The 12,162-nt window shown below is 64.2% G+C and carries 13 protein-coding genes; 10 read left to right on the top strand and 3 right to left on the bottom strand.

Translation table 11 applies throughout. The features are described from left to right. Positions 1-24: 24 nt before the first annotated feature. Together minD and minE are read left to right on the top strand one after the other, a co-directional pair. Positions 25-840, top strand: coding sequence for a septum site-determining protein MinD (gene minD / locus GCN78_RS10180; RefSeq protein ID WP_071325832.1), 816 nt, complete (start codon positions 25-27; stop codon positions 838-840). 1 nt (position 841) lies between these two features. Further along, positions 842-1,093 carry a cell division topological specificity factor MinE gene (gene minE / locus GCN78_RS10175; RefSeq protein ID WP_034752886.1) on the top strand — a complete coding sequence of 84 codons (252 nt, stop codon included), beginning with the start codon at positions 842-844 and terminating at the stop codon, positions 1,091-1,093. Positions 1,094-1,096: 3 nt separating this feature from the next. Here minE and GCN78_RS10170 read toward each other — a convergent pair whose 3' ends face one another. Next, on the bottom strand, positions 1,097-1,600 hold the full coding sequence (locus tag GCN78_RS10170; protein WP_152251599.1) for a hypothetical protein: 504 nt from the start codon (positions 1,598-1,600) through the stop codon (positions 1,097-1,099). 168 nt (positions 1,601-1,768) lie between these two features. On the opposite strand from GCN78_RS10170, the gene GCN78_RS10165 reads away from it, so the two are divergent. The 7 genes from GCN78_RS10165 to GCN78_RS10135 all read left to right on the top strand — a co-directional run bounded on the left by GCN78_RS10165 (position 1,769) and on the right by GCN78_RS10135 (position 9,360). Next, complete coding sequence (locus tag GCN78_RS10165) at positions 1,769-2,458, top strand: response regulator transcription factor (protein WP_077398501.1); 690 nt, start codon at positions 1,769-1,771, stop codon at positions 2,456-2,458. An 81-nt stretch (positions 2,459-2,539) separates the two neighbouring features. Then, complete coding sequence (hemA, locus tag GCN78_RS10160; protein ID WP_046681909.1) at positions 2,540-3,814, top strand: glutamyl-tRNA reductase; 1,275 nt, start codon at positions 2,540-2,542, stop codon at positions 3,812-3,814. A gap of 95 nt (positions 3,815-3,909) precedes the next feature. Continuing rightward, positions 3,910-4,986, top strand: coding sequence for a peptide chain release factor 1 (gene prfA / locus GCN78_RS10155; RefSeq protein WP_152251598.1), 1,077 nt, complete (start codon positions 3,910-3,912; stop codon positions 4,984-4,986). A gap of 171 nt (positions 4,987-5,157) precedes the next feature. Next, a complete protein-coding gene (locus tag GCN78_RS10150; RefSeq protein WP_152251597.1) occupies positions 5,158-5,628 on the top strand; it encodes a disulfide bond formation protein B in 471 nt (156 codons plus the stop codon). An 11-nt stretch (positions 5,629-5,639) separates the two neighbouring features. Further along, complete coding sequence (gene prmC / locus GCN78_RS10145; RefSeq protein ID WP_152251596.1) at positions 5,640-6,470, top strand: peptide chain release factor N(5)-glutamine methyltransferase; 831 nt, start codon at positions 5,640-5,642, stop codon at positions 6,468-6,470. Positions 6,471-6,686: 216 nt separating this feature from the next. Then, positions 6,687-8,288 (top strand): glutamate--cysteine ligase, encoded by a 1,602-nt coding sequence (gene gshA / locus GCN78_RS10140; RefSeq protein WP_152251595.1) that lies wholly within the window; start codon positions 6,687-6,689, stop codon positions 8,286-8,288. A 28-nt stretch (positions 8,289-8,316) separates the two neighbouring features. Further along, positions 8,317-9,360, top strand: a complete 1,044-nt coding sequence (locus GCN78_RS10135; protein ID WP_152251594.1) for a histone deacetylase family protein — start codon at positions 8,317-8,319, stop codon at positions 9,358-9,360. 57 nt (positions 9,361-9,417) lie between these two features. On the opposite strand, the gene GCN78_RS10130 is transcribed toward GCN78_RS10135, so the two are convergent. Further along, positions 9,418-10,200: a LytR/AlgR family response regulator transcription factor gene (locus GCN78_RS10130; RefSeq protein ID WP_152251593.1), complete on the bottom strand. Its 783-nt coding sequence runs from the start codon at positions 10,198-10,200 to the stop codon at positions 9,418-9,420. Then, positions 10,187-11,452, bottom strand: coding sequence for a histidine kinase (locus tag GCN78_RS10125; RefSeq protein WP_152251592.1), 1,266 nt, complete (start codon positions 11,450-11,452; stop codon positions 10,187-10,189). Before GCN78_RS10125 ends, GCN78_RS10130 begins: the two co-directional genes overlap by 14 nt. Positions 11,453-11,736: 284 nt before the next feature. On the opposite strand from GCN78_RS10125, the gene GCN78_RS10120 reads away from it, so the two are divergent. Continuing rightward, positions 11,737-12,162 (top strand): organic hydroperoxide resistance protein, encoded by a 426-nt coding sequence (locus tag GCN78_RS10120; RefSeq protein WP_034783746.1) that lies wholly within the window; start codon positions 11,737-11,739, stop codon positions 12,160-12,162.

Genomic DNA, 12,162 nt, shown 5'->3' with positions numbered 1-12,162 from the left:
AGAGATATCTGAAAAGGATTATTTGTGGCAAGAATTATTGTTGTGACGTCCGGCAAGGGCGGTGTCGGCAAGACGACCTCTAGCGCCAGTTTTTCCACTGGCCTGGCCATGCGCGGCCACAAGACAGCCGTGCTCGACTTCGACGTGGGCCTGCGTAACCTCGACCTGATCATGGGTTGCGAGCGCCGCGTCGTCTACGACCTGATCAATGTGATCAACAAGGAAGCCACGCTGAACCAGGCCCTGATCAAGGACAAGCACTGCGACAACCTGTTCATCCTGCCCGCGTCGCAAACGCGCGACAAGGATGCCTTGTCGGAAGAAGGCGTGGAACGCGTGTTGAACGACCTGATCAACATGGGTTTCGAGTTCATCATCTGCGATTCGCCAGCCGGCATCGAGCATGGCGCGCTGATGGCGCTGACGTTCGCCGACGAAGCCATCATCGTCACCAACCCGGAAGTGTCGTCGGTGCGCGATTCGGACCGCATCCTGGGCATCCTGCAAGCCAAGTCGCGCCGCGCGCAGACGGGCGGCGAGCCGGTCAAGGAACATTTGCTGATCACCCGTTACTCGCCGAAACGCGTGGAATCGGATGAAATGCTGTCTTACCAGGACGTGCAGGAAATCCTGCGCATCCCGCTGGTGGGCATCATTCCGGAATCGGAGCAAGTGCTGGCCGCCTCGAACCAGGGCAATCCCGCCATCCATTTCAAGGGGACGGATGTGGCGCAAGCCTATGAAGACGTGGTCTCGCGTTTCCTCGGCGAAGATGTCGAGCTGCGCTTTACCAACTATGAAAAGCCTGGATTACTCCAGCGCATTTTTGGGGCGAAGTGATATGGCCTTGCTTTCTTTCCTGTTCCCCCCCAAGCCGAAGACGGCCACCGCGGCCAAGGAACGCCTGCAGATCATCATCGCCCGCGAACGCAGCGGACGCGATGGTCCGGACTTCCTGCCCGCCCTGCACAAGGAATTGATCGCCGTCATTTCCAAGTACACCAAGGTCAATGCCGACGACATCAAGATCTCGCTGGACCGCCAGGGCAACCTGGAAGTACTCGACGTCAACGTGGTGCTGCCGGACGCGTAAGCGCTAATCCGGCCGCACCGTGAGCAATTCCTGCGCCACCGCGGCGCAGGCGTTCACGTGCTGGTTGCCGATCTGGCGGAACACGGCGTAGCCGATGGCGGCCGCCACCGCCTGGCCGGCGAACGGCACGAAGCGCGCCACCTGCTTGGTGGCTATCTTGACGCCACTGCGCTTGAGCAGGTGGAGGATCAGTTCGCGCGACACCAACTTTCCCACCAACATGCCGCCCATGCCCACCGCCGCGCGGTAGGCCATCATCTTGAACTGCGGGTTGAGGCGCTCGATCTGCTCGGGCGTGAGGCCGAATTCGTGGTTGATATCGTTGATCAGCATGGAAAACAGGCCCACGTCGGACATCAGATCGATGCCAGGAATGGGAATGGCCGAGGCGCCGGCCGACATCACGGCACGCCGCTGCACCAGGCGCCGGCAACGCTCGCGCACTTGCTCGATGTCGGCATGGCTGGCCGGTATCAGGGTCCAATCGGTGGTGCTCTTGTCTGACATGGCCGTTTCTCCGCAGTAAGGGGTAGATGAACAAGTGTAACGTAAAGGCCTGCGCTGCCGATTTCACTGGACACAGTTGCAATCTCTGTTATATTTCACTTGAGCATTCCTTAACATTACGATAAGCAGAGCGGACCGTCTGTTTGTTGCTACACACTCCAGCCCATTATGCGAATTGCCGTACTCGATAGCGACCATAGCCAGGCAGAACTGATCTGCCAGGTGCTCACCGCCGCCGGCCACGCTTGCCACGAGTTTCAGAGTGGCAAGGAAATGCTGGGGCAACTGCGCAAGGACAGTTGCGACATGCTCATCCTCGACTGGCATGTGAGCGATCTGGACGGTGCGGAAGTCTTGCGCCGTGCCCGGGAAAAACTGGCGCCGAAGGCGCCCGTGTTGTTTATGACCAACAGTTCCGGCGAAGACGACGTGGTGGCGGGCATGACGGCGGGCGCCGACGACTACATGATCAAGCCCCTGCGGCGCAGCGAACTGACCTTGCGCACCCAGGCGCTGCTGCGCGTGGCGTATCCGGCCCAGAATGGCGCCGAAACCTTGCAATTCGGTCATTACACGTTTGAAACCCGCCCCGGCCGCCTGCTGAAGGATGGCGAAGTACTGGACGTGACGCACAAGGAATTCGCCCTGGCGCTGCTGTTTTTCCGCAACCTGGGCCGTCCCCTGTCGCGCGCCTACATCCACGAAGCCGTATGGCAGCGCGACACGGCCCTGCCTTCGCGCACCATGGATACCCACGTTTCGCGCGTGCGCAACAAGCTGCAGCTGAAACCGGAACACGGCTACCGCCTCGTGCCCGTCTACAGTTATGGTTATCGGCTGGAAAAACTGGGCGGCTGAAGGGCGGCAAACGGCTGACCTGCTCAAAGCGCGGGCACAAAGCGTTATAATGTCGCCATAAGTCATCCCAACAGCCCTGAAATGCAACTGCTCGCCGTCGGCCTCAACCATACCACCGCACCAGTGTCGCTCCGCGAACAGCTGGCGTTTGCGCCTGAGCACTTGGGTTCGGCGGTGATGGCGGCGCGCACCTGGTTCCAGCGCATCGACTTGCGCGACAACGACGAAGCGGCCATCCTCTCGACGTGCAACCGCACCGAGCTGTATGCGGCCAGCCACGTCCCCAATCCGCTCGACGCGGGCGCGCATTTCCTCGCCGATTATCACAAGCTCAACTACAGCGAGCTGCGCCCCCACTTATATATGCTGCCGCAGCACGACGCCGTGCGCCACACCTTCCGCGTCGCCTCCGGGCTCGACTCGATGGTGCTGGGCGAAACGCAGATCCTGGGCCAGATCAAGGACGCCATCCGCACGGCCGACGAGGCGGGCGGCCTGGGCACGTATCTGCACCAGTTGTTCCAGCGCAGCTTTTCCGTGGCCAAGGAAGTGCGCAGCAGCACGGAAATCGGCGCCCACAGCGTGTCCATGGCGGCCGCCGCCGTGCGCCTGTCGCAGCGCATCTTCGACAAGATCGCCGAGCAGAACGTGCTGTTCATCGGCGCCGGCGAAATGATCGAATTGTGCGCCACGCACTTCGCGGCGCAAAACCCGAAAAGCATCACCATTGCCAACCGCACCATGGAACGGGGCGAGGAACTGGCGCACCGCTTCAATGGCAAGGCCATCCGCCTGGCGGACTTGCCGGAGCAGCTGCACCAGTTCGACATCGTCATCTCGTGCACGGCGTCATCGTTGCCGCTGCTGGGCCTGGGCCTGGTCGAGCGCGCCATCAAGGCACGCCGCCACAAGCCCATGTTCATGGTCGACCTGGCCGTGCCGCGCGACATCGAAGCGGAAGTGGGCCGCCTGAACGACGTCTTCCTGTACACGGTCGACGACCTGGGCAAGGTCGTGCAGACGGGCCTGGAAAGCCGCCAGGCGGCCGTGGCGCAAGCCGAGGCCATCATCGAGACGCGCGTGCAATCCTTCATGAGCTGGGTCGACGACCGCGCCATGGTGCCCGTGATCCAGCATTTGCATGAAAACAGCGAATCGCTGCGCCTGATGGAAGTGGAACGGGCGCGCAAGATGCTGGCCAAGGGCGCCGACATCGACGCCGTCCTGGAAGCGCTGTCGAAAGGCTTGACGGCCAAGTTCCTGCACGGTCCGCAGCAGGCGCTGCACCACGCGCAAGGCGACGAGCGCAAGCAGCTGGTCACCCTGCTGCCGAAACTGTTCCGCCCCCGCCGTTAGCGCAGCCGCGCTGGCCGCCCGCGCGGCCGCCCCCTGCCCGCCAGCCGGGCTTGCCTGACCCGCACCACCCCTACACTCTTTTACCGCGAATCGCTATGAAACCATCCATGCTGGCCAAACTCGATCAACTGGCGAACCGCCTGGTCGAACTCGACGAACTGCTGATGCATCCGGACGCCACGTCGAACATGGACAGCTACCGCAAGATGACGCGCGAGCATGCCGAACTGGGCCCGCTGGTGGCCCTGTACCGTTCCTACCAGGAAGCGGGCAACGACATCGCCACGGCGCAAGAGATGCTGGCGGACCCGGACATGAAGGAATTCGCCCAGGAAGAGATCGAGGCGGCGAAAGCCACCATGGCGCGGCTCGAACGCGAATTGCAGACCATGCTGCTGCCGAAGGACGTCAATGACGAGCGTAATATCTTCCTGGAAATTCGCGCCGGCACGGGCGGCGATGAATCGGCGCTGTTCGCCGGCGACCTGCTGCGCATGTACACGCGCTTTGCCGAACGCAACCGCTGGCAGGTGGAACTGGTGTCGTCGTCCGATTCCGACCTGGGCGGCTACCGCGAAGTGATCGTGCGTATCGTCGGCAATGGCGCATATTCCAAGCTGAAGTTCGAATCGGGTGGCCACCGCGTGCAGCGCGTGCCGGCCACGGAGACCCAAGGCCGCATCCACACGTCCGCCTGCACGGTGGCCGTGATGCCGGAAGCGGATGAAGTGGAAGACGTCAACATCAATCCGGCCGACCTGCGCATTGACACCTACCGCGCCTCGGGCGCGGGCGGGCAGCACATCAACAAGACGGATTCGGCCGTGCGCATCACCCACTTGCCGACCGGCATCGTGGTCGAATGCCAGGATGACCGCAGCCAGCACAAGAACAAGGCGCAGGCGATGAAAGTGCTGGCCGCGCGCATCAAGGACGTGCAATTGCGCGAACAGCAGTCGAAGGAAGCGGCCACCCGCAAGAGCCTGATCGGCTCGGGTGACCGCAGCGAGCGCATCCGCACCTATAACTTCCCGCAAGGCCGCCTGACGGACCACCGCATCAACCTGACCTTGTACAAGCTGGACTTCATCATGGATGGCGATTTGACGGAGTTGACGAATGCGCTGGCGGCGGAGCACCAGGCGGAGTTGTTAGCAGCGCTGGGCGATTAAACGCTGGCGCCGTTGTGTCGGCTTACGCTACGCTATGCCGACCTACACATTCGGTAGGTCGGCTTAGCGCGCAGCGCGTAAGCCGACAGCTTTAAGTAGCGGCTAAGCAATAAAAATCGGCCCTTGTGCGAAAATGACCAGCTCGATTCCATCCACCTCACCGTGTCGCCCATGAAAAATTCACGTACCGTCCTCCTGTCGATCGCCGCCCTGTGTTTCCTGATGCTGGGCGTGGCCATGTACTTGCAGCACGCCATGCACATGGCGCCGTGCCCGCTGTGCGTGATCCAGCGCTACCTGTTCCTCGCCATCGGCATCGCCTGCCTGGCCGGCGCGGCCGCGAACCGCCCGAAGATCGGCGCCGGCGTCGGTGTGCTGGCGGCCCTGGGCGGCCTGGGCGTGGGCGCCAAGCATTTGTACGTGCTGGCCAACCCCGGCTTTTCGTGCGGCATCGACCCGGTGGAAACGGCGCTGAACAAGGTCTTCACGGCCGAACTCATGCCCTTCATGTTTGAATCGTATGGCGCCTGCGAAAACGCCGGCGAGCCGTTTTTCGGCCTGTCGATCCCGCAATGGGCGTTCATCTGGTTCGCCATCTTTAGCGTCGGCCTGCTGTGGACCTTGCTGCGCCGTCAGAAATAATTGAAAGCACCATGCCAGACACCTTGATTCCCGCCGGCAGCACCGTCGGCGCCCTGCAAATCCGTCCGCTGCTCGACCCGCTCGACAACCGCATCCTGCTGGGCCACGCGCTGGGCCTGTCACGCGTGAGCCTGATCACGCAATCGGAGCGAGTGCTCACCAGCGAAGAAGCCGCGCGTTTGTCAGCCTTGCTGGCGCGCCGCCTGCAAGGCGAGCCGATCGCCTACATCGTCGGCCAGCGCGAATTTTTCGGCCTGCCATTCGAAGTCAACGACGCCGTGCTGATTCCACGCCCCGACACGGAAGTGCTGGTGGAACTGGCGCTCGAGCGCCTGCCGCCCGGCGGACGGGTGCTCGACATGGGCACGGGCAGCGGCGCCATCGCCGTCGCGCTGGCGCACACGCGGCCCGACGCCGTCGTCACGGCCCTGGACGTCAGCAGCACGGCGCTGGCCGTGGCGCGCCGCAACGCCAGCGCCAACGGCGTCAACATCACCTTCATGGCCAGCGACTGGTTCGAAGCGCTGGGCACGGAAAAGTTCGACCTGATCGTCTCCAATCCCCCCTACATCGCCAGCGGCGACCGCCACCTGGCCGAGGGAGACTTGCGCTTCGAGCCCACGGGCGCGCTGACCGACCATGCGGACGGCCTGTCGGCCCTGCGCACCATCGTGGCCGGCGCCGCGCGTCACCTGGCGTCGGGCGCCTGGCTGCTGATGGAACACGGCTACGACCAGGCGGCCTGCGTGCGCGGCTTGCTGGCCGACGCCGGCTACAGCAAAGTGCAAAGCTGGCGCGACCTGGCCGGCATCGAACGGGTCAGCGGCGCCCGTCTCGGTTGACCGCGGCCACCTGCGCAAAGCTTGACCCGGCGGCGCGCCAGATCCCCCCGCAGTTTGTTAAAATATCAAGCGAATTCCTGACCGAAGCGCCGTCCCCGTTCCCCGGGGCGGACGCTGGCGACGCGGCGTTTTTTGGGCCGGCGCCGACGCATTTGCCAAAATTCGGTTAATCTCAGCACAAATTATTTATATGCTGCACAAGAAAGGAAGCTCAAATTGCCCAACCTGTTGACTCGCCGCCTGGCATTGCTGACCGAAGATGCCAACCGCGCGCTGCTGGGCGGCTTGCGCGGCATCGAGCGTGAAACCCTGCGCGTCGACCACGCCGGCCATCTGGCTTCCACGCCCCACCCCGCCGCTCTGGGCTCGGCGCTGACGCACCCTGAAATCACCACCGACTACGCCGAAGCGCTGCTCGAATTCATCACCCCGGCCGAACAGGACATCGCCGTCACGCTGGACAAGCTCGATATCGTGCACCGCCACGCCTACAGCCGCCTCGGCGACGAGTTGCTGTGGAGCCAGTCGATGCCGTGCCAGCTGCCGCCCGAAGCGGAGATTGAAATCGCCAACTACGGCACGTCGAACATGGGCATGCTCAAGCACGTCTACCGGCGCGGCCTGGCCTTGCGCTACGGCAAGGCCATGCAATGCATCGCCGGCATCCATTACAACTACTCGCTCGACGAGCAGCTGTGGCAAGTGCTGGCCAGCAACCCGGACACCAGCGCCAGCCCGCACCACGCGGCCGCCACGCCGAAAGACGTGCAGTCGGAAAGCTACCTGGCGACGATCCGCAATTTCCGCCGCTACAGCTGGCTGCTGATGTACCTGTTCGGCGCTTCGCCGGCCCTGTCCGCCGGTTTCCTGCGCGGCCGCGCGCACAAGCTCGACACCTTGTCCGACGACACCCTGTTCCTGCCGTATGCCACCAGCCTGCGCATGAGCGACCTCGGCTACCAGAACGATGCCCAGTCCGGCCTGCGCCCGCACGAAAACAGCCTGGACGACTACGTCAACGCGCTCACGCACGCCGTCAACGACCCGTATCCGCCGTACGCGGCGCTGGGCACAAAGAAGGATGGCGAGTGGATCCAGCTGTCCACCAACGTGCTGCAGATCGAAAATGAATACTATTCGACCATCCGCCCGAAACGCGTGATCCGCACGGGCGAGCGCCCCATCCAGGCCCTGTGCCTGCGCGGCGTGCAATACATCGAAGTGCGCTGCATGGATGTCGACCCGTTCGAACCGGTCGGCATCAGCCTGGAAACGGGCCGCTTCCTCGACGCCTTTTTACTGTTCTGCGCGCTCGACGACAGCGCGCCCATCTCGGCCGAGCAAAGCGCCTGCTACACGAACAATTTCGCCCGCACCGTCAAGGAAGGCCGCAAGCCGGGCCTGACCCTGCGCCGCGATGGCGAAGAGATCAGCCTGCAGGCGTGGGGCGAGGAGTTGCTGGCGCGCATCGCGCCCGTGGCGGCCCTGCTCGATGCGCGCCTTGGCGGCACGCAGCACGCGGACAGCCTGGCGGCGCAGGCAGCCAAGCTGGCCGACCCGGATGCGACGCCATCGGCCAAGGTATTGGCCGAGCTGCGCGCCAATGGCGGCTCGTTTGCCGCCTTCGGCCTGCGCCAGAGCGAACGCCACGCCGCCTGGTTCCGCGCGCATCCGGCGACGCCGGAGCAAAGCGCGTATTTCGACGAGTTGGCCGCCAGCTCGCTGGCCGAACAGCGCGCCATGGAAGCGGCGCCGGCCGGCAGCTTCGACGATTTCGTCGCCGCCTACCGCGCCAGCACCCTGTGTTCGCACACCTGATCCTGCCTGACTTTCCACCTGGCGCCCCATGCTGACCTTCTACAATGAATTGCACGGCCAGCACCGGGGCCGCTTCGAGCTGTTTCGCGGCACCATGGTGCCGTGCTTCGAGACGCCCGAGCGGGCCGACATGGTGGTGGCCGAACTGGGACGGCGCAACCTGGGCCGCATCGTCACGCCGCACGGCGTGCCGCTGACGTCGCTCGAACGCATCCACACGCCCCGTTACCTGCATTTTTTGCGCCACGCCTGGCAAGACTGGCTGGCGCTCGACCCGGACAATGCCAACAAGGACGCGCTGCCCTCCGTCTGGCCCGTGCGCACCTTGCGCAGCGACATCGAACCGGACGACTTCACGGCCAAGCTGGGCCTGTACTCGATGGACAATGGCACGCCGCTGACGGCCGGCACGTGGACGGCGGCCAAGACGGGCGCCGACTGCGCCGTCAACGCGGCCCACGCGCTGCGCCTGGGAGAACGGGCCACGTTCGCCCTGACGCGCCCGCCGGGCCATCACGCGGGCAGCGATTTCTTTGGCGGCTACTGTTTTCTCAACAACGCGGCCCTGGCCGCGCAGCATCTGCTCGACGACGGCGCCCGCAAGGTCGCCATCCTCGATATCGATTACCACCACGGCAACGGCACGCAAAGCATCTTTTACCAGCGCGACGACGTGCTGTTCGCCTCCGTCCACGCCGACCCGCGCGGCGAATACCCGTTTTATCTCGGCCACGCCGATGAAACGGGCAGCGGCGCGGGACTCGGCTACAACGTCAATCTGCCGCTGCCGGCCGGCACGTCCGCTCCCAGCTGGTTCGCCGCGCTGGAAACGGCCTGCCTGCGCATCAATATGTATGCGCCCGACGCGCTGGTGGTGTCGCTCGGCGTGGACACCTTTGCTGGTGATCCCCTCTCGCACTTCTCCCTGCAAAGCGGCGACTACCTGCGCGTCGGCGAGCGCCTCGCGCACCTGAACCTGCCCACCGCCTTCATCCTCGAAGGCGGCTATGCAGTGAAGGAAATCGGCATCAATGTCGTCAATGTGCTCGAAGGTTTCGAGACGGCGGAGTAGGCCTGTGGTGATGTCGGCTTACGCCCTGGCGGGCCTCGGCGGCCCCGCTAAGCCGACCTACATATTGCGGAACAAGGCCATGAACGGCTGGCTCACGGCCAGGGTTTCCGGCCGCGTCTTCAGGCGCAGGGCGCCGCGTCCCACCTCGTCGCGCGTCACCGACGCCACCATCTTCATGTTGACGATGGTGGAGCGGTGGATCTGCTTGAAGATGGCCGGGTCGAGCACGTCGAGCAATTCGCGGATCGGCTTGCGCAGCAGCGCCTCGCCCTCGGCCGTCATGACGGCCGTGTACTTGGTGTCGGATTGAAAATAGGCGATGTCCTCCACCATGATCAGCCGCGTATCCTTGCCGCTGCTGGCCGTCAGCCACACCAGCGGCGGCGACTTGGCCGCCGCCGGCAAGGCGCTGCTCAATTGCTGCAGCAAGCCGGCCAGCGCGCCGTCGCCCGCCCGGGTCTTGCCGGCCCGTGCCTGCACGCGCTGCAAGGTCGCTTGCAGGCGCTCGCGGGCGATGGGTTTCAACAGGTAATCGACGGCGCCCTTGTCGAAGGCCTCGATCGCGTACTGGTCGTAGGCCGTCACGAACACCACCTGCGTGGCGGGACTGGCGTCGAGCGCGCCGGCCGCCACTTCCAGCCCGGTCAAGCCCGGCATGCGGATATCGAGGAAGGCGACGTCGGGTCGCAGGGTGGCGATGGCGTCGAGCGCCGCGCCGCCGTCGTCGCAGGCGGCGACGATGCGCAAGTTGGGCCACTCGTCGGCCAGCAGGGCCACGAGCGCGTCGCGCAACAGGGTTTCGTCTTCGGCGATGACGCAGGTCATGTCAGGCGGATGCATACGACACTCCTTGCGCCGTGCTGTCGGGCACCGTGATGGTGGCCGTCACGCCATCCGGGAAATTGGCGACGATGCCAAACGCGGCGGCATTGCCGTAGATCAGGCGCAGGCGTTCGCGCACATTGCGCAGGCCAATGCCCGTGCCGGCGCCATCGTCGCTGAACCCCTTGCCGTCGTCGGCCACCGTGACGATCACCGTGCCGTTGCCGCTGCGCGCCATGATCCAGATGGTGCCGCCGCCGCTTTTCGGTTCCAGGCCATGCTTGATGGCGTTTTCCACCAGGGTTTGCAGCATCATCGGCGGCAGCTCCGCCTGGCGCAGGTATTGCGGTACCTCGATCTGCAGGTTCAGGCGTGCGCCCATGCGGATTTTCAGGATATCGAGATAGGCGCGCGCCCGTTCCAGTTCCGTGCCCAGGGTCGACATGGCTTGCTCCGTGCGCGGCAGCGAGTGGCGCAGGTACAGGATCAGGTTGCCCAGCATCTCGTCGGCGCGCACGGGATCGCTGCGCGTGAGCAGCTGCGCGCTGGCCAGGGTGTTGTACAGGAAGTGCGGCTCGACCTGCGCATGCAGCAGACTCAGCTTGGCCACCGTGAGTTCCTTTTCCGTCACCGTCTGGCGCGCCTCGGCCTGCTCGCCGCGCCGGCGCTGCGCCACCCGGCGCGTCATCGCCCGCGTCACCGCTTCCGCGTTTTCCAGGTTGCTGCCATGGTCGACGAGGAACCAGTCGGTCCAGGCATTGCGCGCCGGCTCGCAGATCAGGGTCACGCTGCCCGCCTCGCCATTCGGCGTGACGGTGGCGAGGATCTGATTCGGCCGCGGCTCGAGGAAACCGAGCACGCGCATGCGGGGCAAGCCCGTGTGCGTGTAGGGCGCGGCGCGGCGCACGCGGGCCTGCACCTGCAGGCTGTCGCGCGCGCTCTCGACCACTTCGCTGCCCGGCAATTCGCGGATGGCCGCGTCGATCATGTCGAACGCCTCGCCCGCCTCGAACGGGATCTCGATCTGGCGCCGCTGGCGGCTCGACAGGGTGCCGGCATTGACGGCGCCGGCGATCAGGCGCACACGCCGCACGTGCGAAAATGCATTCGTGATGACGGCGCTGGCCAGCAGCGCGCCGACGATGACAAAGAAGCCTTCCGTGTGCCCGAAGATATAGCGCAGGAAATTCTCGACCAGGATCGCCGTGGCGATGATGTAGGTGACCATCGTGGCCAGGGTGATGCGCAGGATAAAGAAGAGGCTAGTCATGATTTTTCCTTGGGGTATGAAGTGGAACCAAGCATAACCATCGGCCCCGGCGACGGTGGCCATTATGCGATGGAAGGGCAATACTGGCGACAAAGGCAAGAAAATAAAGCTTCAATCCGCGCCACCCCAAATAAAATAGCTTGCAATTAAATAGCGCACGATATATATTGAGCACATGGACGCCGCACATTGCTTCTGCAGACGGGCATCCTGGGGCACTAGCCCACGAAACAAGTAGCACACTATTTAGTAGCCAACTATTTATCTATCTAAAGGAAACCATCATGTCGATCAAACAAGTCCTGTACCGCGCTCAAGCTACCGCCACCGGAGGCCGCGAAGGCCGTGCCGTCTCGTCCGACAATGTGCTGGACGTCAAGCTGACCACGCCAAAAGAGCTGGGTGGCAATGGCGCCGTCGGCACCAATCCGGAGCAACTGTTTGCCGCCGGCTACTCGGCCTGCTTCATCGGCGCCATGAAATTCGTCGGCGGCCGCGACAAGATCGCCCTGCCGGCGGACCTGTCCATCGAAGGCAACGTCGGCATCGGCGCCATCGAGACGGGCTTCGGCATCGAAGTGGAACTGAAAATTTCGCTGCCAGGCATGGAACGCGCCGCCGCCGAAGCACTGGTCGCCGCCGCCCACATCGTCTGCCCGTACTCGAACGCCACGCGCGGCAACATCGACGTCACCTTGACGATCGTCTGA

The organism is Janthinobacterium rivuli, assembly GCF_009208735.1.
Lineage (GTDB): Bacteria > Pseudomonadota > Gammaproteobacteria > Burkholderiales > Burkholderiaceae_D > Janthinobacterium.
The sequence above is the reverse complement of the archived record's forward strand: the minus strand, read 5'-3'. Positions and strand labels throughout refer to the sequence as shown.